General features: G+C 64.1%; 27 protein-coding genes and 1 pseudogene. 2 read left to right on the plus strand and 26 right to left on the minus strand.

Features of this window, described 5'->3' with window-relative positions; genetic code table 11:
* Window positions 1-6: 6 nt before the first annotated feature.
* Window positions 7-930, plus strand: coding sequence for a LysR family transcriptional regulator (locus tag X730_RS152990; RefSeq protein ID WP_023826205.1), 924 nt, complete (start codon window positions 7-9; stop codon window positions 928-930).
* A 55-nt stretch (window positions 931-985) separates the two neighbouring features.
* Here the strand turns inward: X730_RS152990 and X730_RS152985 are convergent, their stop codons facing one another.
* From X730_RS152985 to trbB, 11 genes are read right to left on the minus strand one after another with little or no spacing between them, the layout of a single operon-like run.
* Window positions 986-1,210, minus strand: coding sequence for a DUF2274 domain-containing protein (locus X730_RS152985; RefSeq protein ID WP_023826206.1), 225 nt, complete (start codon window positions 1,208-1,210; stop codon window positions 986-988).
* 1 nt (window position 1,211) lies between these two features.
* Window positions 1,212-2,465: a TrbI/VirB10 family protein gene (locus X730_RS152980; protein WP_023826207.1), complete on the minus strand. Its 1,254-nt coding sequence runs from the start codon at window positions 2,463-2,465 to the stop codon at window positions 1,212-1,214.
* Window positions 2,462-3,541 (minus strand): P-type conjugative transfer protein TrbG, encoded by a 1,080-nt coding sequence (trbG, locus tag X730_RS152975; protein WP_050588103.1) that lies wholly within the window; start codon window positions 3,539-3,541, stop codon window positions 2,462-2,464. Before trbG ends, X730_RS152980 begins: the two co-directional genes overlap by 4 nt.
* 56 nt (window positions 3,542-3,597) lie before the next feature.
* Window positions 3,598-4,281, minus strand: a complete 684-nt coding sequence (gene trbF, locus X730_RS152970) for a conjugal transfer protein TrbF (RefSeq protein ID WP_023826209.1) — start codon at window positions 4,279-4,281, stop codon at window positions 3,598-3,600.
* Window positions 4,282-4,283: 2 nt separating this feature from the next.
* Entirely contained in the window at window positions 4,284-5,546 is a 1,263-nt protein-coding gene (gene trbL, locus X730_RS152965; protein ID WP_023826210.1) for a P-type conjugative transfer protein TrbL, read from the minus strand.
* 1 nt (window position 5,547) lies between these two features.
* On the minus strand, window positions 5,548-5,940 hold the full coding sequence (gene trbK-alt / locus X730_RS152960; protein ID WP_023826211.1) for a putative entry exclusion protein TrbK-alt: 393 nt from the start codon (window positions 5,938-5,940) through the stop codon (window positions 5,548-5,550).
* 10 nt (window positions 5,941-5,950) lie between these two features.
* Entirely contained in the window at window positions 5,951-6,709 is a 759-nt protein-coding gene (gene trbJ / locus X730_RS152955) for a P-type conjugative transfer protein TrbJ (protein WP_023826212.1), read from the minus strand.
* On the minus strand, window positions 6,706-9,159 hold the full coding sequence (trbE, locus tag X730_RS152950) for a conjugal transfer protein TrbE (protein ID WP_023826213.1): 2,454 nt from the start codon (window positions 9,157-9,159) through the stop codon (window positions 6,706-6,708). Before trbE ends, trbJ begins: the two co-directional genes overlap by 4 nt.
* A 14-nt stretch (window positions 9,160-9,173) precedes the next feature.
* Complete coding sequence (locus X730_RS152945; RefSeq protein ID WP_023826214.1) at window positions 9,174-9,470, minus strand: VirB3 family type IV secretion system protein; 297 nt, start codon at window positions 9,468-9,470, stop codon at window positions 9,174-9,176.
* A complete protein-coding gene (locus X730_RS152940) occupies window positions 9,470-9,763 on the minus strand; it encodes a TrbC/VirB2 family protein (RefSeq protein WP_245261355.1) in 294 nt (97 codons plus the stop codon). The genes X730_RS152945 and X730_RS152940 overlap by 1 nt, the downstream gene beginning before the upstream one ends.
* 35 nt (window positions 9,764-9,798) lie before the next feature.
* Window positions 9,799-10,815 (minus strand): P-type conjugative transfer ATPase TrbB, encoded by a 1,017-nt coding sequence (gene trbB / locus X730_RS152935; protein ID WP_023826216.1) that lies wholly within the window; start codon window positions 10,813-10,815, stop codon window positions 9,799-9,801.
* Between the two features lie 346 nt (window positions 10,816-11,161).
* Between trbB and X730_RS1000000169095 the strand changes: the two genes are divergently transcribed.
* A complete protein-coding gene (locus X730_RS1000000169095) occupies window positions 11,162-11,290 on the plus strand; it encodes a hypothetical protein (protein WP_023826217.1) in 129 nt (42 codons plus the stop codon).
* A 128-nt stretch (window positions 11,291-11,418) separates the two neighbouring features.
* Here the strand turns inward: X730_RS1000000169095 and X730_RS152930 are convergent, their stop codons facing one another.
* The 15 genes and pseudogenes from X730_RS152930 to X730_RS152870 all read right to left on the minus strand — a co-directional run bounded on the left by X730_RS152930 (window position 11,419) and on the right by X730_RS152870 (window position 21,911).
* Entirely contained in the window at window positions 11,419-11,736 is a 318-nt protein-coding gene (locus X730_RS152930; protein WP_023826218.1) for a helix-turn-helix transcriptional regulator, read from the minus strand.
* The gene (locus X730_RS152925; protein WP_031196858.1) at window positions 11,733-12,083 is read right to left on the minus strand and encodes a type II toxin-antitoxin system RelE/ParE family toxin; all 351 of its coding nucleotides are present in this window, start codon (window positions 12,081-12,083) and stop codon (window positions 11,733-11,735) included. Before X730_RS152925 ends, X730_RS152930 begins: the two co-directional genes overlap by 4 nt.
* A 108-nt stretch (window positions 12,084-12,191) precedes the next feature.
* The gene (locus X730_RS152920; RefSeq protein WP_023826220.1) at window positions 12,192-12,647 is read right to left on the minus strand and encodes a ribbon-helix-helix domain-containing protein; all 456 of its coding nucleotides are present in this window, start codon (window positions 12,645-12,647) and stop codon (window positions 12,192-12,194) included.
* Window positions 12,648-12,654: 7 nt separating this feature from the next.
* Window positions 12,655-14,640, minus strand: coding sequence for a conjugal transfer protein TraG (locus X730_RS152915; RefSeq protein WP_023826221.1), 1,986 nt, complete (start codon window positions 14,638-14,640; stop codon window positions 12,655-12,657).
* Window positions 14,641-14,667: 27 nt separating this feature from the next.
* Entirely contained in the window at window positions 14,668-16,407 is a 1,740-nt protein-coding gene (locus X730_RS152910) for a VirD2 family relaxase/mobilization nuclease (protein WP_023826222.1), read from the minus strand.
* 243 nt (window positions 16,408-16,650) lie between these two features.
* Entirely contained in the window at window positions 16,651-17,445 is a 795-nt protein-coding gene (locus tag X730_RS152905) for a lytic transglycosylase domain-containing protein (RefSeq protein WP_023826223.1), read from the minus strand.
* Window positions 17,446-17,448: 3 nt separating this feature from the next.
* Window positions 17,449-17,784 (minus strand): DUF736 domain-containing protein, encoded by a 336-nt coding sequence (locus tag X730_RS152900; RefSeq protein WP_023826224.1) that lies wholly within the window; start codon window positions 17,782-17,784, stop codon window positions 17,449-17,451.
* Between the two features lie 69 nt (window positions 17,785-17,853).
* A pseudogene (locus X730_RS01000000164405) lies at window positions 17,854-18,398 on the minus strand (S26 family signal peptidase).
* Window positions 18,395-18,916: a DUF2840 domain-containing protein gene (locus tag X730_RS152895; RefSeq protein WP_023826225.1), complete on the minus strand. Its 522-nt coding sequence runs from the start codon at window positions 18,914-18,916 to the stop codon at window positions 18,395-18,397. Before X730_RS152895 ends, X730_RS01000000164405 begins: the two are co-directional and overlap by 4 nt.
* Window positions 18,913-19,155: a hypothetical protein gene (locus tag X730_RS152890; protein WP_023826226.1), complete on the minus strand. Its 243-nt coding sequence runs from the start codon at window positions 19,153-19,155 to the stop codon at window positions 18,913-18,915. Before X730_RS152890 ends, X730_RS152895 begins: the two co-directional genes overlap by 4 nt.
* On the minus strand, window positions 19,152-20,312 hold the full coding sequence (locus X730_RS152885) for a replication initiator protein A (protein ID WP_023826227.1): 1,161 nt from the start codon (window positions 20,310-20,312) through the stop codon (window positions 19,152-19,154). Before X730_RS152885 ends, X730_RS152890 begins: the two co-directional genes overlap by 4 nt.
* A gap of 17 nt (window positions 20,313-20,329) precedes the next feature.
* A complete protein-coding gene (locus X730_RS152880; RefSeq protein ID WP_023685963.1) occupies window positions 20,330-20,611 on the minus strand; it encodes a helix-turn-helix domain-containing protein in 282 nt (93 codons plus the stop codon).
* Window positions 20,612-20,750: 139 nt separating this feature from the next.
* Window positions 20,751-21,296 carry a DUF2285 domain-containing protein gene (locus X730_RS152875; protein ID WP_245261346.1) on the minus strand — a complete coding sequence of 182 codons (546 nt, stop codon included), beginning with the start codon at window positions 21,294-21,296 and terminating at the stop codon, window positions 20,751-20,753.
* A complete protein-coding gene (locus tag X730_RS1000000168615; protein WP_081731562.1) occupies window positions 21,268-21,516 on the minus strand; it encodes a DUF6499 domain-containing protein in 249 nt (82 codons plus the stop codon). The genes X730_RS152875 and X730_RS1000000168615 overlap by 29 nt, the downstream gene beginning before the upstream one ends.
* Before the next feature lie 134 nt (window positions 21,517-21,650).
* On the minus strand, window positions 21,651-21,911 hold the full coding sequence (locus X730_RS152870) for a DUF2285 domain-containing protein (RefSeq protein ID WP_023715497.1): 261 nt from the start codon (window positions 21,909-21,911) through the stop codon (window positions 21,651-21,653).
* Between the last annotated feature and the right edge of the window lie 168 nt (window positions 21,912-22,079).

The raw sequence follows: 22,079 nt of genomic DNA on the forward strand, positions 1-22,079 counted from the left end.
TGAGCCTTGAGACAGGTCAACAACACGTTGCGCCGTCTGGACCATGTCTTCGCAGCTGTCGACCATGGTAGCCTCAGGCAGGCAGCAAGAGTCCTTAGAGTGAGGGAATCCTGTGTCAGCCGCAACATCGTTGCTCTCGAGCAATTGCTGGACATGCAGCTGTTTGATCGCGACGTCCATGGTGTTCGGCTGACTGAAGCAGGCCGGGCCTGGACTGACCTCGTCCGGGCTCACTATGAAGGCTTGCAAGATGCCTTGGCCGGAGGTGGTCGCGGCGACCATGATGCCAAAACAATCAAGATAGGGTTGTGCGGCCAGATAGGCCGGGCGTTCGTGGCGCGGATTGTCGATCGATCTCGCAGCTTACATCCGGACGTGAGCATCGCCATCGAGGACGTTCCCCATGAACAGTGTCTGGCGGCAATACGTCGCCGGCGCCTTGACATCGTCTTCACGCACGGGCTCGAGAACGGCGCCTTATGCCGCAGCGAGCTATTTGGGCACGAGCGCTTGTTTGTTCTCCTGCCCGGTGGCCATCCGCTCGCTGGAAGGCCGGAAGTCAGATGGAGGGATCTTGCAGATACTTGTCTGCTGGTTTCGGTCGGTTCGCCGCAGGATCCGGTTTTGCTGGAAAAGATTGCCGCGGATGGTGGCCCCGCTGTTCAAATATGTTCCGCGAGCGAAGCGACCGTCACCCTCAAGGTGCAACTCGGTGAAGGCGTTACTCTGGCCGGCGAAGGTTTTGCCAGGACCGTCGCCATCGACGCTACAGTGTGGAAACCCATCAGTGGCCAGAGCAGCACCAGTTCGATCAAGGCAGTGTGGCTGGAATCTAATCCAAAGCGTGCACTCCTGCGGCTGGTTGGGACCGCAAGAAACCTGGTGACCGCAACGCGACCCGGGCCTACCCCCGTCAAGCGCGAAACCTGAAATAACTCCATGAACGGGGCGCGACTGACCCGGTTCGACGTCAGTCGTCCGGCCTTCAACCACCCTCCGAGCGCTTTGCCCTGGCAAAGCCCCGATCCGTTCCAATGAACCGCTCCAACATCGCAACGATGAGGCGCGGCGCATCGGCTGGCCGTTGCCCCGCTTCGCGGCCGAGTATCTCGGCATAAGCGATCAGGTCACGGTGCAATGCCGCGGGTAGTTCCACCATGACCTTGACAGGCTTGTCGTCAGCGATTGGCCCCAGCTTCAGCTTGGCCATTTCAGCCTCCATAAGGTTCAAGCACGAGATCGCGCGTGACGATGACGCGCACCGGGAATCCCGGTGGGATGGTGAGCGTCGGCGCTATGTTGAGCTGCCGCTGGACGATCTGCTGGCCTGTCTGGCTGATGCTGTCCGAGGCGCCCTGGCGCAGAGCGCGCATGATGTCGCTCTCCTGGCCCGATGAGCCTGCTTGCGCCCCGATGCTCAGAACCGTGGAAAGTGCTGCAGCCTTGAACAACTCGCCCCAGTGATAGTCGACGCCGTCCTCGACACCAGCATAGCCCTCGGCATCCGCGCCAGGCTCACGTTCCAGAAGGATGGAGCGGCCGTTGGGGAAAATCAGCCTGGTCCAGACCAGCAACACGCGACGCTGGCCGAAGCCCACACCATTGTCATATTGGCCGATGAGGCGCGTCCCCTGCGGAATGAGACGGACTTGTCCGGTGGGGCTGTCATAGACATTCTCCGTTACCTGCGCGGTAATCTGGCCCGGCAGGTCGGAGCGGATGCCAGTGATGAGGGCGGCTGCGATGACGGCGCCCGCCTGCAGGACGTTTTTCGACGCCGGCGCCGCGACGCGATCGGCTGAGACCGTGCGCTTGTCCGGCGGCTGATCGAGGAACGCGCGCTGGCGGTCCTGCGCCGAGAGTGTCGCCGGCTGCGGCGTGAGGCCAAGGCTGGCGAGGTCGGTCTGTGGCATGGTGCCTGTCGTGCCTGTTCCAAGCTGAGCGGCGGTCGCGTCGCTTGCGGGCCACGTTTGCGTGGACGCGAACAGACGCGCGGTCCTCGCCGCTTCCAGTTCCAGCTCCCGGCGCTGCTCCTCCGGGTCCGGTCCAACGGGGCCTGTCGATGGCGCGGTGCCGCCATTCTGCGCGTTGAGGATCGGGCGGCCGAGATCGCCGGGAAGCGGTGGGCCAAGCTTTGGAACGCCCGTATAGTCCTTTGGCAGACCGGCGAGCCCATCGGGCGTCGAACGATTATCGGTTGAATAGAGCTCCTGACCCTGGCCTTGCTGACGGTTCTGAAGCGCGTAAATCAGCGCACCGCCGACAGCGAGGCTAGCGGCGAGCCCCAATCCGGCCAACGCCTTGCGGGACAGACGCGTCACGCGCGACGGCTCGGCGCGCAGCCGCATGGCCGCGGCCGGCTCACCTGTCAACGGCCGGGCGTCATCCTCGACCGGTGCCTCCGGCCGGGCGTCATTCGCCGGCCCCCGGCCTTCTTTCTTCCCGGGATCCATTTTGTCGCTCATGATGACGACCCTCCCCTGCCTGTTCGGAGGTTCGTCGCTGGCGGGGTCTCACCAGGGCCATGCATCCATGAAAATCGACTGCTCCTTACCCCATCGGTGCGGGAGACGCGGACGCGCCTCTGGTTCTTGCCGGCGCCGAAGCGCAACTCGGCGGCGGCAAACATCCGGTCGACGATCATGTAGTTGCCGCGCACGCGATAGTTGACCAGCTCGGACGTGTCGCCTTCCGGCCCTACCACGAAGAGTGGCGGCATCTCACCCTGGCCGATGCCCCGCGGGAACTCGATGAACACCTGCTTGCCATCGTCGAAGGCGCGCAGCGGCCGCCACGGTGCGCGATCGCCCGTCACCTCGTAGCGGAAATTGACGCGAGAAAGATCGATGCCTGTCGAGACCGGCTGTGCAGCCTCAGCTTGCTGGTTCTGCCTGCGCAAGGCGATGAGTTGGTCCTGCGGGTATTGCCAGGAGACCGACGCCATATAGGTCGACGGCGTCGAGCGCAGTTCCATGTGATAGGTACGCCGATCGGTATTGATGACGAGATTGGTTATCAGGTCGGCGCGAGTCGGCTTGACGAGGATGTGGACTTGCTTGGCCCCGCCCGTACCGCTCTCGGTATCGCCGATGATCCAGCGCACAGTGTCGCCGGCGGCGACGGGACCGGAGCCGACGAGCTGCTCGCCGGGCTGCAGCGCGATGTCGGTGATCTGCCCCGGCGAGGCATAGACCTGGTAGAGCGCGCCATCGACGCACGGATAGACCTGCATCGAGTTGATGAAGCCGTTGCGGACAGGCTGGACCCGCGCGGCCGCGTTTGCCAGATTTACGCGCGCGGTCGGATCGGTCGGTTCCGGGTCGGGCCTTGCGTCCTTACCGACCGGCTTCAACTGGCCGGGAAGCGGCAGCGGCTTCGACAGCTCTACCACCTTGACGGGCGGGGACGGATCGACCGCCTGCACGGCCGGGATAGGATTGTCATAGGATATCTCCGGCGGCTTCTGCCTGGTGGCACAGCCCGCAAGCGCCAAGGTCAAAAGCAGAAGTGCTGGAAAGGCTGTCCTACGGAACGTCGGCATTGCGCGAACGAGGAAAGCCGGACACCCCCGGGGGGCGGTATTGCAGGATGCGGGCATCATTGTCCAAGCTCCTTCGACCAGTTGATGGCGTTGATGTAGACGCCAAGCGGATTCTTCCTCAGCGTGTCGGCGTCGCGCGGGGGCTGCACGACAATGGTGAGAATGGCGGACCAGCGCTCCGTGGAAGCGAGTGAACCATCCTGATAGCGGCGCTCGATCCACGCGATGCGGAAGCTCACCGGCGATGCGCGGATGACCGACGACACGTCGACGGCGACTTGCTGTTTGCCGACCTTGGTGAACGGGTCATTGGCGCGCGCATAGTCGTTGAGAGCCAGCGCCCCGCCCTGCGTCGCGAAGTCATAGGCGCGCAGCCAGTTCTGCCGCACGATGACCGGATCGGCGGGGATCGACCTCACCTGTTCGATGAAGTGCGCCAGGTAGAAGGCGATCTGCGGATCGTTCGGCTGATAGTCGCCGGCCGCAGGCCCCACAGCCTGCGCCTGGCCGAGACGATCGACCTGCACCACCCAAGGCACGATCGAGCCGTTGGCGGATTGCCAGACGAGCGCGGCGGAGAACCCCGCAGCGAGCGCCAGGCAACCAAAGGCCATGGTGCGCCAGTTGCGCGCCTGCACGCGAGCCGAACCGATGCGCTCGTCCCAGACCTGGGCGGCGCGCTGGTAGGGTGTCTCGGGCTGTGGGGATTTGCCATAGTGCGTGGACGGTCGTTTGAACATGCTCAGTCTCTTTCAGAGAGGTTGATTGAGGAGCCGCCGCCATGGCTGTCGCCACTGCGAACGGCGTGGGCGGCGGCCTGGACGCCGTGGGTCATCTGTTGCGAGCGCTTCATGCGTTGCGCCCAGGCGGGCTGACTTTCGTTTGCGGAGGACGCGACGGAAGCGGAGCCGGATTCGGGGGCGTTCGCGCCGATTGTGCCAGCGGTGGATGATCCGCCCGTCGTCTCGAAGGCAGCGCGAGCGCCCGACTGGTAGCTGTGCTTCATGCTGCCGGCCGCATTGTTGGCCGCGCGCTTGAGCGGTGAGATGGCGCCCTGCGCGCCGGCTGCGATGACACCGCCGATCCCGGATGCAACGCTGGAAAAGCCAGACTCTCCGGCCGCGCCGAGGCCGTAGGCTGTGGATGCCCTACCCGCGGTGGCAGCACCGCCACGAGCCGCCGCTGCAGCTCCGCCGCTGACAGCCGCGCCGCCGGAGACGAGACCGTTGGCAATGCCCGGTCCAAAGATCCCAAGGCCGAGCAGCGACAGCGCGGCCAGGACGATCGCCATGGCGTCGTCGATCGACGGCGTGGTCCCGCCGAATCCCGAGGTGAACTCGGAAAAGAGGGTCGTGCCAATGCCGATGATCACGGCGAGCACGAGCACCTTGATTCCGGACGAGATGACGTTGCCGAGCACCCGCTCGGCCATGAACGCGGATTTGCCGAACAGACCGAAGGGTATGAGCACGAACCCGGCGAGCGTCGTCAGCTTGAACTCGATCAGCGTGACGAAGAGCTGGATTGCCAGGATGAAGAAGGCCAGCAGCACCAGCGCCCAGGCGAAGAACATGCAGGCGATCTGGATGAAGTTCTCGAAGAAGGACCAATAGCCCATCAGGTTCGAGATCGAGTCCAGCAACGGCCGGCCGGCATCGAGCCCGGTCTGCGCCACCTTGCCCGGGCGCATGAGATCGTTGACGGTAAAACCCGTACCCGAAGCTTTCAGGCCAAGCCCGGCGAAGCTTTCGAAGACGATGCGGGCGAGATTGTTCCAGTTGGAGATGAGATAGGCGAAGACGCCGACGAACAGCGTCTTCTTGACGAGGCGCGCCATGATGTCGTCGTCCGCCCCCCAGGACCAGAAGAGCGCAGCCAACGTCACGTCGATGACGATCAGGGTCGTCGCGATAAAGCCGACCTCCCCGCCGAGCAGGCCGAAGCCGCTGTCGATGTAGCGCGTGAAGACTTCGAGGAAATGGTCGATGACCCCCATGCCGCCCATGTCAGCGAGCCTCCGGCCGAGCCGGCTCGACCTGCATCGCCGGAGCGGTCACTTCCGTCCGCTTCCCTTCTTTCCGGTCTGACGCCGGCACATTCGGAAACAGCGTTGTCGGCGCTACCGGAGCAGGCGCGGTTGCCGGGTCACGTTGACCGAAAAACCGGCGCCGGTTCTCTGCCCACGCTTTCAGGCAGCCGGGATCGCGAGGGCCGGCCTCGCCGATCCCGGTACAGCTGCGCAATTCGGCCGCGAGCGGGTCTTGTGACGCGATGGAACGGTCCCCCGTCGCAATAGCGTCAGGCTGCTCGTCCTTGCTGCTCATTTCGATCGCGGTCACTGTCAAAGCGACCGCGATGAAGACGACTGCACTGACACGAGCGAGGGTCTTGCCATCCATCGCGCCGGCCTCAGTTCGTGCCATAGAACATCTGCGCACTGCCGGGTTGGTAGCCCGAGCCCTGCGTCAGGAAGCGGCGGCGCTGCTCGCGGCCCTGATCGGCAGCGGTGGCCTGCTCGGCCGATTGCAGGGCCTGCGCCCGGCCGTTCGCGGCGACGACCGCGGTGAGATCGGCGAGCTGCTGCGTCTGAAGCGCGAGGAGCTGGTTGCCGGCCTGTGTTGCCTGAAGCGCTCCGGTCGCACCTTGGCTCTGGCCGACCAGCGCCGACATCTCACTGCGATTGGTGTCAATGTTGCCGACGACGCCCGCCTGCACACGCATGGCATCCTGAAGGCCACCGACCGTGTTGCCCCAGCGCGAACGCGCGTCGGCGACGAGTTGCTGATCCGAAGCCGACAGAGAGACGTTGCCGTATTTCTGCTGGAAGGCCTGATCGATCTGCTGGACATCATAGGCAACGTTCTGCGCCTGGCCCAGCAATTGCTGCGTACGCTGCACGGACTGCTGGAGCTGTTGCAGCGAGGAGAACGGCAGGCTTGCGAGATTGCGGGCTTGGTTGATGAGCATCTGCGCCTGGTTCTGAAGCGAGGTGATCTGGTTGGTGATCTGCTCGAGCGAGCGCGCTGCCGTCAGGACGTTTTGCGAATAGTTCGAGGGATCGAAAACGATCAAGGCGTGTGCCGGCGTCGCCAGGATGGGCGAGAAGGCGGGGGGTGCGGAAAGCAGGGCTGCAGCGAACCGCAGGGCAAGTGAACGGCGCAGTTTCATGGGGACTTCTCCTTGTTGGTGACGGCGGGGCTGGTTAGGGCGGGAACGAGTTCAGCGGCCCAGCCGACGCCACGGTGGCTAAGCCAGGCAGCGAGGAAACCGCTGCGGCCATGCTCGGCGACGATGCGGGAAATCGCGGACTGGTCGGTCTTGGCGGATACGGCGCAGAGCGCGAGCGCCACATCCGACAGGCCGAGCTCGAACAACCGATTGCCGCGACGGGACTGGCAGTAATAGTCGCGCTTCGGCATCGCCCGCGCGATGATCTCGATCTGCCGATCGTTGAGGCCGAAGCGGCGATAGATCGCCGTGATCTGCGGCTCGATGGCGCGCTCGTTCGGCAGGAGAAGCCGGGTCTGACAGCTCTCGATGATCGCCGGCGCGATCGCCGAACCATCGATGTCGCTGAGCGACTGCGTGGCGAAGATGACGCTGGCGTTCTTCTTGCGTAGCGTCTTCAGCCATTCGCGGAGCTGGCCGGCAAAACCATCATCGTCGAGCGCAAGCCAGCCTTCGTCGATGATGAGAAGTGTTGGCGAGCCATCGAGCCGGTCCTCGATGCGATGGAAGAGATAGGACAGGACGGCGGGCGCAGCACCCGTTCCGATCAGTCCTTCGGTTTCGAATGCCTGGACCGACGCCGATCCGAGATGTTCGCGCTCGGCATCGAGCAGGCGGCCGTAGGGACCCCCAACGCAATAGGGACGCAATGCCTGCTTGAGATCATTTGATTGCAGCAGGACGACCAGACCGGTGATGGTGCGCTCCTCGACAGGCGCGGAGGCCAGGGAGCTCAACGCCGTCCAGATATGCTCCTTGACCTCAGGCGTGATCGCCACGTTCTCCCGCGTCAGGATCGACACGATCCAGTCGGCGGCCCAGGCGCGCTCGGGGACATGATGAATACGGGCGAACGGCTGAAGGCTGACGCTGTCGATCGCCCCATCACTGAGATCGCCGCCGAGATCATGCCAGTCGCCGCCCATGGCGAGTGCGGCCGCGCGGATCGAGCCGCCGAAATCGAAGGCGAATACCTGTGACCCTGGATAGCGGCGGAACTGCAGCGCCATCAGTGCCAGCAGCACGGACTTGCCCGCGCCGGTCGGGCCGACGATCAGCGTGTGGCCGACGTCGCCGACGTGAAGCGAAAGCCGGAACGGGGTCGAGCCTTCGGTCTTGCCGAAGAGCAGAGGGGGCGCTGCAAAATGCTCGTCCCGTTCCGGCCCCGCCCACACCGCGGAAAGCGGGATGATGTGGGCGAGATTGAGGGTGGAGATGGGAGGTTGACGGACGTTGGCGTAGACGTGACCCGGCAGGCTGCCGAGCCAGGCGTCGACGGCGTTGATGGTTTCAATGATCGCCGTAAAATCGCGGCCCTGGATGACCTTTTCGACCAGGCGCAGTTTTTCGTCGGCGATGCCGGGTTCATCGTCCCAAACCATCACCGTCGCGGTGACATACGCCATGCCCGCATAGTCGGCGCCGAGTTCCTGCAGCGCCATGTCGGCATCGGCGGCCTTGTTTGCGGCGTCGGTGTCCACGAGGACGGACGCCTCGTTCGTCATCACCTCCTTGAGGATCGCCGCGACCGATTTGCGCTTGGCGAACCACTGACGCCGAATCTTTGTCAGCAGCCTGGTCGCATCGGTCTTGTCGAGCAGGATCGCGCGTGTCGACCAGCGATACGGGAAGGACAGCCGGTTCAGTTCGTCGAGCAGACCCGGCGTGGTCGCGGTCGGGAACCCCGTGACCGTGAGAATGCGCAGATGCGACGCGCCAAGCCGGGGCTCGAGCCCGCCGGTCAGCGGCTGATCGGCCAGCATGGCATCGAGATACATCGGCGTTTCGGGCACGCGGACCCGGTGGCGATTGGTCGAGACGCAGCCATGCAGATAGGTCAGCGTCTCGGCGTCATCGAGCCAGCGGCACTCCGGCATGAAGGCTTCGACAAGGCGCAGGACGCGGTCACTGCGATCGGCGAACTCGGTCAGTACCGCATTGGGGTCGAGGCCCCTCTTCTCGCGGCCTTCGTAGAGCAAGCGTTCCGCTCGCGCAGTATCTTCGGCGGGCGCGAGATAGGTGAGCGTCAGGAAGTAGCTGGACTCGAAATGCGCGCCAGCCTCCTCGAAGCCCGCCTTGCGCTCCGCGTCGACCAGCGTCGAGGCCGCATCCGGAAAGCTGCTGTCGGGATAACGGGTCGAGGCATGGCGCTGCGCCTCGACGAAGATCGCCCAGCCGGAGCCGAGACGCCGGAAGGCATTGTTGAGGCGGCCGGCGACGGCAACCAGTTCGGCCGGAACGGCGCTGTCGAGATCGGGACCGCGAAAGCGCGCGGTGCGCTGGAAGCTGCCGTCCTTGTTGAGGACGACGCCGGCGCCGACCAAAGACACCCAGGGCAGGAAGTCGGCGAGCCGACTGCTACGGTTACGATATTCGGCAAGGTTCATCATCGGCGCGACCTCGCTTAGACCGTGAGATGCGCGGGGATGCGCAGATGCCGGCGAACGACGTCGACGAAGAGCGGATCGCGCTTGGCGGCCCAGACGGCGGCAACATGGCCGATCGCCCAGATGGCGATGCCGACGAGCCACAGACGCAGCCCCAGCCCCACGGCGCCCGCAAGCGTCCCGATCATGATGGCAATGGCGCGCGGGGCGCCGCCGAGCAGGATCGGCTCGGTCAGCGCGCGGTGCACGAGGACCGCATAACCCGGCACTGCGTAGTCCGGCATTGACCCGCTCTGTTCGACCGAACCCGCCATCAGATCAGCGCTCCGCCGCCGAACGAGAAGAACGACAGGAAGAAGCTCGACGCCGCGAAAGCGATGGACAGGCCGAACACGATCTGGATGAGCCGGCGGAAGCCGCCAGACGTGTCGCCGAAGGCGAGCGTCAGGCCGGTGACGATGATGATGATTACCGCCATGATCTTGGCGACAGGGCCCTCGATCGACTGGAGGATCTGTTGCAGCGGCTGTTCCCACGGCATCGACGAGCCGGAGGCAAAAGCGGGCGCGGCCATCACGAGGATGAGCGTGGCAACCGAAACGGTCATGGCAAGACGATGGCGCGCGAGGCGCAGGCGTTGGATCACGGATTTTCTCCTTCAGGGCTTTGGATGAGCAAGGTCGGGCTGTCGTCGCCCTCGAGGACGGCTGGCGCGACTTGGTAATCACCGTCTGGACGCAAGCCATCGACACGGGCGAGTTCGGACAGCCGGCGCGCGGAGCCGCGGCCGGAAAGGACAGCAACCAGGTCGATCGTTTCGGCGATCAGCGCGCGCGGGACGGTGACGACGGCTTCCTGGATGAGTTGCTCCATCCGACGCAGCGCGCCGATGGCGCTGCCTGCGTGGATCGTGCCGAGGCCGCCGGGGTGGCCGGTGCCCCAGGCCTTGAGCAGTTCGAGCGCCTCGGCCCCGCGCACCTCGCCGACCGGAATGCGGTCGGGGCGCAGGCGCAGCGATGAGCGAACAAGATCAGATAGAGACGCGACGCCGTCTTTCGTGCGCATTGCCACGAGATTGGGTGCCGCGCATTGCAGTTCGCGCGTATCCTCGATGATGACCACGCGATCGGCGGTCTTGGCCACCTCAGCGAGCAGCGCGTTGATCAGCGTGGTCTTGCCCGTGGATGTGCCGCCTGCAACGAGGATGTTCGCGCGGTTGGCAACGCCCCGGCGCAGTGTGTCCGCCTGCTGCGCCGACATGATCCTTGCCGCGACATAGTCTTCAAGGGTGAAGATGGCGACGGCGGGCTTGCGGATCGCGAAGGCGGGCGCCGCGACGACGGGAGGAAGAAGCCCCTCGAACCGCTCCCCCGTCTCGGGCAGCTCGGCCGAGACGCGTGGGGCGCCGGCATGGACTTCGGCACCGACATGATGAGCAACGAGGCGAACGATACGCTCGCCGTCCGCCGCCGACAGACGCTCTCCTGTGTCGGACAACCCTTCGGACAGACGATCGATCCACAAACGCCCATCGGGGTTGAGCATCACTTCGACGATGCCGGCGTCGTCGAGATAGCGCGCGATCGCGGGTCCGAGCGCTGTGCGCAACATGCGTGCGCCGCGCGCCAGACCTTCTGAATTGTGAGGCGAAGCTGCCATCCTGTCCCCGTTTCGATCCGGGGGAACATGGGCGGCCCCTGGACGGGGACGATTAAGAGAGCCACATCTCGAGTGGTTTCAACATCTATATCGAGGCGTAGTGGCGTAGCGTGCAAATACAGGAGATTGGCGGTGCCGACGTAAACGGCGCGAGGCGGCGATTATTAGTTCTGCTTTAGGTACGGCGATTATTTATATGGTCCTCGACAGGCCGGTACCCGTAATCCACGTATTAGACTGCGCATATCACGCCGTACAAAGGCGAATCCGCTGCGACAGCTAGGAGGGTTGCCCAGCGTCTCTTGATTTTGTACCGAACCCAAGATCGAAAACATGGAGCCTGATTATGGACGAATACGACAACGAAAAAGGCGCAAAGCCTGAAGACGTGCGCGCCTCGTTGAAGGGATGGGCTTGGTTTATTGCTATGACGCTCGGGATCTTTGGTGCCGCCTACGCTTGGATTGAGATCTAATCGCGCGCCTTGGGTACGGGGCTTAGAGAGCCCAGCTGCGAGCTTTTCGCTAATCCTACCGTCCTGGTTGCGGTGGCGCCCATCCAAACCTGGATATCAATTGTCCGCTCGTCGGCAAAGCCGTTTGATCAAGCGGCTTCAGCACGAGTTGACCGTCGAGTCTTGTGGCGAACCACCACGTCGACTTTGTAGTCGAGCCGGTCCAGACAGCGAACCAGCCTGTCTATTGAAAACTTGCCCGTTCGCCCGGTGACGATCGCGGAGACATCCGGCTGTTTCATCCCGAGCAGCTCGGCCGACTTCGCCTGGGTCAGGCGCCGGCGCTTGATAATGGCGCGGATCTCGCGGGCCAGCTTGGTCTTGAGCAATTCCTCTTCGGGATTGTCAAAGCCGAGGTCCGCAAACACGTTGCCGCTGCTCACTTCGGCGGTGATGTCTTCTGTCATGACTTTGTTCCTTTCCCATAGTTTTCGCGGTAGTGCGCCTCGGCGGCCTTCAATCGCACTGTCATGAGGTCGATTTCGTGCCTGGGTGTCTCCCTGCCCTTCTTCGACTTCTTCTGGAAGCAATGAAGGACGTAGATCACGCCAGCGAAGCGGACGGTGTAGACCGCGCGGTAGGTATCGCCGTCGAAGTCGTCGACCACCTCGAGGATGCTGCGGCCCCCAAACCCTTTCAGGGCTTTGACAGCCGGGTGCTCCTCACCATTCTGGGCGTCGTTGATTGCGACACCCATCAACCGGCGAACATCGAGCGGAAACTCGCGCAGGTCGCCCTTCGTGATCCCATCCATACGGTGCGCTTTTGGTCTTTCATCGTTCCTCGCCTTATAGCATACAGACTATAATTTTCAACCAAGAATCCTGGTCGAGGCTTGCAAAATCTCAGTCCGCCAGTCCATTTAGCCCACGGGCTTGCCGGGCTGGTGTGTGTCCAGACCGCCACCGATGTCCTCGGAGATCTCCTGCCGAAGCTTTGGACCTCTCGCCAGGCGCCGGCCGAGTGCGGTGACAAAGGCATCATAGCGCCCGCCCGCCTTGGCATGGGCGGCCTGTGCCGCTGGCTCGGGCAAAGCCGGTGTTGTCGCCAGCCAGAAGCGGACGAAAACGGCGAGCGTCTCCACGGCAATTGCGACATCGCGCTCCTGGCGTGTCATACGGCGATCGAGCTGGTCAAGCCGCTTGGTGATCGCCGCCTCCTGTCGCTCGGCGGCATCGGGTGAGAGAAACGACTCGATGGCTGCCTCGGCGACGAGCGACCGCGAAAAATCTCGGCGCGCCGCATGTTCGGCCAGCCTGCTCATGACCTTTGGATCGAGATAGACGGAAAGGCGTTGTTTGCGGGGTGGCTTTACCATGGGGTCCTCACATATCCACGCCGTCACCGGGGTCGAGCGACGCCTGCCGCGCAATGCCCTGCATGAGGCGCGTCAGTCGACGATTGCGGGCAACACTGTCTTCCACGTCGTCCTGGTGATCGATCTCGAATTCGTTCTCGGTCGAAGGCTTCACGACCGGCTCAACGCGACTGAGCTCGGGTTGCCGACGACGCTCGGAATCAGTTGTGTCGTCATCAGTGACCGACGGCGCCGACATGGCTTCAGCAATCTGCGGACGGGAAGGCAGAGGCAGTTTCGTCCAGTCGTCGGGCCTCCCCTCCTCCGCCGCCGCCATCAGCACCGGCGGCGGCAAGATACGCTCCCGGAGGCGAGCATCCTCGTGATAGCGCGCCTTTTTGGCGCGGATCGGCGGCGCCCCCGAGACCATGACAATCTCGTCTGTAGCCGGCAGCTGCATCACTTCACCAGGTGTGAGCAGCGGACGAGCCGTCTCGGAGCGGGAGACCATGAGATGACCGAGCCACGGCGACAGCCGGTGGCCGGCATAGTTCCTCATGGCCCTCATCTCGGTCGCTGTTCCCAGCGCGTCGGACACCCGCTTGGCGGTGCGCTCATCATTGGTGGCAAAGCTTACCCGGACATGGCAGTTGTCGAGGATCGAGTTGTTGGCGCCGTATGCCCTCTCGATCTGATTGAGGGATTGAGCGATCAGGAAGCTTTTCAGCCCGTAGCCGGCCATGAAGGCGAGCGCAGACTCGAAGAAGTCGAGACGGCCAAGCGCCGGGAACTCGTCAAGCATCAGGAGCAGCCGGTGCCCTTGCGCCCTCACCTGCAGATCTTCGGTCAGGCGACGACCAATCTGATTGAGGATCAGGCGAATGACTGGCTTGGTCCGGTTGATGTCGGACGGCGGCACGACGAGGTAGAGTGTCGTCGGATGCTTGTCGTCGACGAGGTCGCTGATGCGCCAGTCACAGCGGCGGGTCACCTCTGCCACGACAGGATCGCGATAGAGGCCAAGGAACGACATGGCGGTGGAGAGCACGCCAGAGCGCTCGTTGTCGGATTTGTTCAAGAGCTCCCGCGCGGCGCTGGCGATGACCGGGTGCGGACCGCCCTCACCCAGATGCGCTGTTTTCATCATCGCCGACAGCGTCGATTCGATCGGACGCTTCGGATCGGAGAGGAAACCGGCGACGCCGGCAAGCGTCTTGTCCTGCTCGGCGTAGAGGACATGCAAGATCGCGCCGACCAGAAGGGCATGGCTGGTTTTCTCCCAATGGTTTCGCCTCTCGAGTGAGCCTTCGGGATCGACGAGGATGTCAGCGATGTTTTGAACGTCACGGACTTCCCATTCGCCGCGGCGCACCTCAAGCAGCGGGTTGTAGGATGAGGATTTCGGATTGGTTGGATCGAACAGCAGGACACGGCCATGCCTGGCGCGGAAGCCCGCGGTGAGCTGCCAGTTTTCGCCCTTGATGTCGTGGACGACGGCTGAACTCGGCCAGGTCAGCAGTGACGGGACGACGAGGCCGACACCCTTGCCCGAACGTGTGGGCGCAAAGCACAGCACATGCTCCGGTCCGTCGTGGCGCAGATAGGCGCCGTCAAACCGCCCAAGCACCACTCCATCGGAGCCGAGAAGGCCCGTTGCCTTGACCTCCTGCTTGTCGGCCCAGCGGGCGGAGCCGTAGGTCTCGACCTTCTTGGCCTCGCGTGCCCGCCAGACCGACATGCCGATGGCGACGGCGACGCAGGCGAAACCGCCGGAAGCCGCGATAAAGGCTCCCTCGACGAAGATCGACGGCGCGTAGGCATCGAAGCCATACCACCACCAGAAGAATGACGGCGGAAGGTAAAACGGAAAGCCCAGGACACGGAACCATGGCCTGCCGAGCTCGGGCTGGAATGCCAGGCGCCAGGCCACCCACTCCGTCGCGCCCCAGGTGGTGATTAGCACAATCATCAAGACGGCGAGGATCTGGCCCCAGAGTATCTTGGTGGCGGACATAGAAGCGGTCCTTTCTTCAACATGAGGTTAGAGACCGAGGCTCCGCTTGCGGGAGAAGCTCCAGTCGATGCCGCCGTCATCGCGGGCGATGCCCGAGACGTGGCGGCCAAGATGCTTTTCCAGGGACGGCGTCCAAGGCACCAGTTGGAAACCGAGGCCGTCATCGATCATGGCGAAGCGGCCGGAGGCGAGCGTGAAACGTCGCCGGTAGGAACCGGCGACAAACTCGCCGCCGCGGGTGCGGTTGAAGGGCTGGCCGGTTTCGGCCGAGAGCTTTTTGCCGAGCGCCTCCAACTCGCGGCGACGCAGCGTGTCGATCAGGTTGCGGGTGAAGGTTGTGCGTTGGCCATGCCGCTCGCCGAGGCCCTGTTCGACGAGATGGTCCGCGCGGCGCTGCATCGCCTGCCGCACCTCGGCGCCGAAGCCGCCTTCCGACAACGCAATTGGTTCGCGGGCGATGTTCTGGCGGTCGAGCCAGGTGGCGCCGGCGGCGGTTGTCTGCCGCTCAATATCGAGATCGGAACGGACAGCGAGCGCCACGCGACCATGTCCCTGCGCGTCACTGAACTTGCGCAGCTCGACGATCGAACCCGGAGCGCTGTCGCCGGCGGCATCGAGATCGGACAGCTTGATGTGATGGGTGCGGCCGTCGGTGCCATCGACCACGGCGTAGGCGCTGCCCTTCAGCTCATCATCAAGGCCGCGGTCGACCAGCCGACCGACGATAGGCGAGTCAAGGCGCTCCGCCGCCAGCACATAGTTCGCCGCGCCGCGCTCGATGCCCTGTTCTGTCAAGGCGCGATGCATACGCTTGATGATGTCGCCGCGCTCACCAAGCTCGCGCAGCGTCTCCTCGGCCTTTTCGCCGATCATCCATTGGCCTGTGCCGACCTGTTCGGCAAGGCCAAGGGTTTCGAGCTTGCGCACCCGCCCGACCTTCAGCACGTGATACTCATCGGGCTGAGCGTTCGCCGGGGACGCAAGATTGACAACGCCTGTGTCGCGGCCATCGCGAACAAGCTGCCGATCAAGTTGGGTCCAGCGTTCGGCTTCGACCTGGCGCTCCAGATTGCGGCGGATGTCGACATCGGTGCGCGGGCCAAGCTCCTGGGTAACGAGGTCGGCGGCGCGGGCGCGCATCCCCTCCTTGATGTAATCGCGGGAGATCACAAGATCCTGCCCATCATCAGTCTGGCCGCGCAAAATGATATGAAGGTGCGGATTGTCGGTGTTCCAGTGATCGACGCCGGCCCAATCGAGCTTCGTGCCGAGGTCCTTTTCCATTTGGCCCATCAGATCGCGGGCGAAGGATTTGAGATCCGCCATGTCGACGGCATCTTCCGGGGAGACGATGAAGCGGAAGTGGTGCCGACCATCGCTGCACCGCTCGGCAAAAGCACCGTCATCCACCTCCCCGACTTTCGGCCCGAACAGCCTTGCCTTCTCCCCGTCACGGGTGACGCCCTCGCGGCGCAGATAGCTGAGATGGGCGGCAAGCGGCGCGGCGCGCGCGTGATGTCGCACCAGCCGTGTCTTGATGATCACGGTGCGCGAGCGGCTGGTGAGGAGACGATTGGCGCGCACGCTCGCCGAGCGGCCACGCCCGAAGGTCGAGCGATTACCCGGACGGATCCGGCCGGAGCGAGAGATACGGGCGCCCGCCTTCTGGGCGGCGGCAAGCGCCTGCGCGATGAAGGGCCTGGCGCGCTGGGTGCCCGATGAGCGGATGCGGCCGGGCCGGATTCGGAATCCATCCTCACCGTTCATGACGAAGATCCGCACATCGTGTCAAAACACGGAAATCACAGGTAAATCGGTGTTCCGCCGAGGTGCGCGAAACCTTCGCACCTCGCGGAAATGCTGCATAACCTATTGAAACAACACAACCGACCGACGCCGCACCTCGCGGCCTTTTATCTCGCCATCTTCCGGTTGTTCTGCACACCTTCCGCCTCCATCCACGCCACGGTGCGCGGGAGCATGCGGTTGCGCGAAAACGCCCATGCGCGCTCATGGCTGGATCCTGTCGCCGGCTCGCGCCACGAAGAGGCCTTCGGACAGCGGCACGATGGCGGAGATATCGCGCACGATGGCGGAGATATCGCGCACGATGGGTGCAGAGCTCGCGTCATTTGGTGGTCGCTCGGCCGGCACGAAAGCGACAGCTTGTATGCGATCCGGCTGACCGACGAAGAGCGAGCCGTGCTTCCACGGAATGGGCTCGACAGACGTAACGGCGAAAGGGCGCATACCCTCGCTTTCACCGATCAGGGGGGCAAGTGCTGCGACATAGGCGCGGGTCTCGGCCGGTAACGGACGCCCAGTGAGGTAGGCTTGGTAGCGTGCAGGTCCCGCATTGTAGGCGGCCAGAAACCCCGGCGAGCCGAAGCGATCGTGCAGTTCGCGCAGATACGCCGTTCCGGCCAGGATGTTGTCCTGGGGATCGAACGGATCGCGGCCAAGCGACCACCGAGCGCGCAGATAGTCCCATGTGCCCGGCATGATCTGCATCAAGCCGCGGGCGCCTGCGCTGGACACGGCGCGCGCGTCGCCCGCACTCTCCTTGCGTATAATGGCCCGTATCAGCGCGGTCGGAACGCCGAAGCGGTGCGAGGCTTCTGCGATGTGCGCGCCGAACGGATCGCGCTGCGACGATCGCGCGATGGCCAAGTCCTGCGCCACTGTCGCCGCCGGCATGACGGTCGCGACGGACAGGCCGCAAAGGAGGAGCAGAGCCATGCGCCGGGCAGCGCGAAGCGGCCCGGGCGCCTTTCGATGGCTCGTCGACGGACGGCGAGCGCGCATCGTTCAATCCTTCTCGCTGCGATCACGCGGGCGCGTCCAGTGCAGCGACCAGGACGTCTGGCCGTCGCCATTGCGAAAGAGGTTTGCGCGTATCGGCTGCGCGTAGGTCGGGTCGTCGAGCTGGATCGAGACATAGTCTCCGGCCTTTTCGCTGGAGCGTTTCCAGCCGGCGCCAATCTCGGGGCCGTCCTTGCTTCCGACGTGAACGCGGTAGTCAGGCGCATTCTCCGTTTCGCTCGCCTCTGCCGCCACAATGGCGATATCCAGGTTGAGGCTGAGCGTGTGGATGCGCCCGCTATAGCCAATCTTCTGGCGCGTGAATTCCCCTATCTGTTGCATGTCTGGCTCCTGTTTTCAGTAGTGCGGTGATGAAGGCTGGTGGCACGACGCGCGCCGCCGGTCGCGCGCTCACCGCATTGGCGCGCGCCATTCGAAGCGGCCGTTGCCGCCCTCGTCCGTCCACAGTGGGACGGCGCGGCCGATGATCTGGCTGGTGGCGAGGAGGCCGAAGTAGCGTNATCGAGACTGTCGCGGACCTGCCAGTTCATCAGGAAGACTTCGCCGCTCGCGATGCGGCGGCAGCCCTGCCAGACCGGCAGGTCACGGCCGGCCCGATCACGCTCGAGCGCCGCGCCCGCCTCGATACCGTCGACGGTGATGGTGAGGTTCGAGCGACAGACTCGTTGCCCGGAAACGCCAAGGATGCGCTTCAAGAGTGGCACGCCCCTCGGCAGATAGCCGCGATCGGCGAGGAACGCCGCGAGTGGCTCGGGGGCGTCGACGGCGACAAGATCGGTGACCTCGAACGGTCCGTGAAAGTCGATCGTATAGAAGCCGATCGGTGCGCTGGCTGACGCATTCCAGATGAGCTTCGTGGGCATCGAAGTGAGGCCGGGATAGCCGACGCCCATGGTTGCGACAACGCTGGCGAGGATGATCCCGGCGCGCGTCACGGCTCGGTCCTCTTGCGCAGCAGGAAGGCGCGATGTTGGTCGAGTGTGTAGCTGCGCGGCGCGTGGCCTGCGGTTATCCGGTTGTGGATGTGCCGCCAATGATCGGGCGACACCAACTCAGGCTCGATGTCGAGGCGCTGGATGGCGTCGATCGCCTGCAGCACGCGTTCGACCTTGGGCCAGCTCTCGACCTTCAGAAGGATGTCGCCGCCAGGCCGCACGAAGGGCAGTGTCTGATAGGCTTCGCCACGTGATACCGCACGCACGATATCGATGCGTGAGATGATCGTTCCGAAGTCGTTCGCGGCCCACCGCACGAAGGCGAAGACCGCGCCGGGACGATAGGACAGGATGCGCCGGCGACGATCAACAATCTGTTCGTGGGCGGGCGCGCCGAACCGTATCCAGTTCTCGATCCTCTTCTCGACCCAGGTCAGTTCGACATGGACGAGATTATCGGCAGCGTGGTGCGTGGCCGGGAACGCGCCGCGCATGCGGGGAGCCGCGGTGCCAGTCATTTCGGTTCTCCTGATGCGGTGGGAAATGCGCGCGCGAGCCTCGCGGGCAGCGTGTTGGCGACGAGGACGTCGTGCTGGAAAGCGGCGATGCGTGCGTGCTCCTGAGTCGTCATGTCGGTGGTCGGGCTCACGACGAAGGTCGCGAACTGATTTCCCTTGCAGGTCAATTCACCGGCGAGAAGCAGCGTCAAAGTTGCCTTGCCGACACGGCTCTTTTGATTGCGGAGTGCGGCGATCATCGGGTGGCTTTCGAGCGCGGATCAAGAGGCGGATTCGGGGCGTCAGAGACGCTGGTTGCCGTGTTGCGACCGCCAGAAACCGTCGACGTTTGGGGGGTGTTGTTGGTGGTTACGCTGAGTGCGTGGCTGGCTCGCCGGACGAGCCTCTGCACATCGCGCGAGCGCTCTTCAGAGTTAGAGTCGGGGTTAGAGTCTAAGTTAAGGGCGCGATTTCGGCTTTGCCTTCCAAGGGTTAGGCCCCGTTTGGGTTCCTGATAGCACGAGCCTGCGGTTCCCGATGGCACGATAGTTCCGGTTCCGGATAGCACGATGCCGCCCACAGGCTTTCCACAGGAGCCGATCCGCTCGAAAGCGAGCAGCGTCCGGCCGCCCATCTCCACTTCGAGGAAGAGCGTGTAACCCGGCAGCGGCTGGCGGCGGATGATGTCGCGTAGCTCGAAGGCAAAGCGCTTGTGGGGTGACAGGCTGCCGGATTTCTGGTGAAGGTGACGGAAGTCGAAGCGCCAGCCGTCGGGCTGGCGTCCGCCATGCTTGCGCACAAGCCGATAGAGCCAGCGCTCCAGCCCGCCAGTCAGGTCGAAATAGGCGCGATCGATCGTCAGTACGAGCGCGTCATCGAGGACTGCCTGGTAGAACCAGTCGGGGACGATCAACTCGATCCCCGCGGGGTTGCCATGGCGATCGATGCGCTCCTGCCACTCATTGATCCATGAGAAGCGGTGACGCCGGCCTTCGGCGGGCTGACGGATCGTCGTCGAGACGGTGGTCGACTGCAGCCGATCAAGCGCCGCCTTCAGGCGCTGATAGTCGCGCATGCTCTTGCCGCGGCCAACGAAGGTCAGAATCTCATAGGGCGTGGCGGCCATCAGACGCGAGGTGCGAAGGCCCGCGTCGCGCGCCTCGACGATCTGGCTTGCGGCCCAGATCAGGATGTCGGCGTCCCAGATGGTCGCCATGCCATGATCGGGTACGGCTTCGACCCGGATCGTGACGTTGCCGGCCGTGAAGTCGATTGGCGCGACGCGATGGGTCTTGGAGAGGGAGAAGAACGGATAGGCCATGAGATCCTGCGCATCTCGTGGGGCGAAGTCGCCAGGCAGCGCCCTGAACAGGTCAAGCTGCCCGCGCTCCGAAAGGGATTGGTTTCGCGTCGCCATTTGGAATCCGCGCGCGATCAGCGTGCGTATCGTCCGCCGTGCGTCTGCGGCGTCGGCGTGTGACGCTTGGCCGGCAGGACCGACCCACGCGGGTCGGATGTTGAGGTGACAGCGCCCCGTTCGGCCCAAGCCTGAAGATCGTCGACGGCATAGACGACACGGCCGCCGAGCTTGCGGTAGGAAGGGCCAGTGCCATAGGTACGGTGCTTTTCGAGCGTGCGGGCGGACAGGCTGAGGAAATCCGCGGCTTCCTTGGTGCGCAGGAAGCGCGGCGGCAAAACGGCGATATCGGGTCGCATGGGTCGGACCTCCGTGGGGTTTTGGGCAACCGCTGGCGTTCAGCGGTGGGCGGAGACCACGGTGGCGGAGAGTAAGCTTCGACAGGGATGGGGAAGTTGAGGGGGCTAAAACTCCACCCCCTTTGCGCGGCCAGACCCGCTAGGATCGACGGCGATGACGCAGGATTTGCAAATAGCCGCCGCCGATCATGGCGGTGGCGCCTTCGACCAGGCCGATCACCGCATCGCGCAGCGCGGAGGTCTTCCAGGGATCGGCGGCGACGCGCTTAGACCCGTAAAGCGCGATCGCAATGTCGCGGTAGCTCGCGCCATTCGAGTGGCCGTCAGCGGCCTGCACCATCAGTCGAAAGCGGCGGCGCTGCTGCGGGGTCATCCGCGTGTCCGAGGGTGTGGGGCGCCCCTGCAAGGAACGCCAGAAACGGGCGAGTGCTTCGATCCGTCCCAACGTCTCTGCATCCAGGGGGATCAGCGCCGCCAAAGGACCGTGCGGCTCACTACCGGGCAGAAGCAAAAGTTGAGTGGCGACACCTGCACTATGGACAGTGTGACGTCCTTCCGGGCTGTCGTGGAACACGCCCGCGCCGGTCAACGGCGTCGATCGCAAGGAAGACAAAAATTCCGGCGCCGGTACGAGAGAAACCACAGCTGGATCGACGTCAGGCGACCAGAAAACGTCTTGCGCCAAGGTGGACAAATCCGGCCTGGCCGGGAAATCGTAACCCCCACAGCCGCTGTGTCTCAGGGTGGAAGGGTGCTTTTTCGGCTCTTGTGGTCAGGAGCGCTTGGTAGTGCCGTTGATAGGGTTCGTGACGCCGCAGACACTCCCAGGCGAGCCCTTCGATGGGTAATGTATCGAAATAATCATAGCTGGCATTGTCTCGCCAATGCGACGTATCCGGCCTCATCCAAGAGCTCCTCGCAAACAACGCGTAGACCCCGCCTCCAAACGATTCCGGGTTGTAGCGATTGGCGGAAGACCCTCGCCGGGCATCGGGTGATGCCGCTCCGGCATCACCCGGGAACCGCAGGCGCTGTGGTGCTAGTTGCCGGGCCGACGCAAGAGATGACGGTAGCCTGCACGCGCCATCCAGCGCGCTCGCGCCAGATGGCTGTCATGGATGCGCCGGGCGCGTTGCGGCTCCTTCGTCAGATCAATGCCGAAGAGAATTTCGACCACCTCGCGCCAGTCCGCACCGTCGTCGGCGGCGTCAAGCAGGCGCATATAGAGCTTGACGTGTTCCCGATCGTATTCGGTGAGTTCGTCACTGGTCGGCGCGGTTTCGTCAAACGGCTCGATCATCGCTTGCCTCGATTCCCAGAGTGAAAGCCTGCATTTTACAGAACAATTCTGCCAACGGAGGCCGGTTGATCAGCATCAGGCGATGCGGCTTCGGCATCGCTCTCGGCTTGGGTGAACCGAACCGGACCGTCCGCGGAAGAGGCCCCGGCCTTCCGGCCGGGGCCTGCG

It is taken from the genome of Mesorhizobium sp. L103C131B0 (assembly GCF_000502275.1).
Lineage (GTDB): Bacteria > Pseudomonadota > Alphaproteobacteria > Rhizobiales > Rhizobiaceae > Mesorhizobium.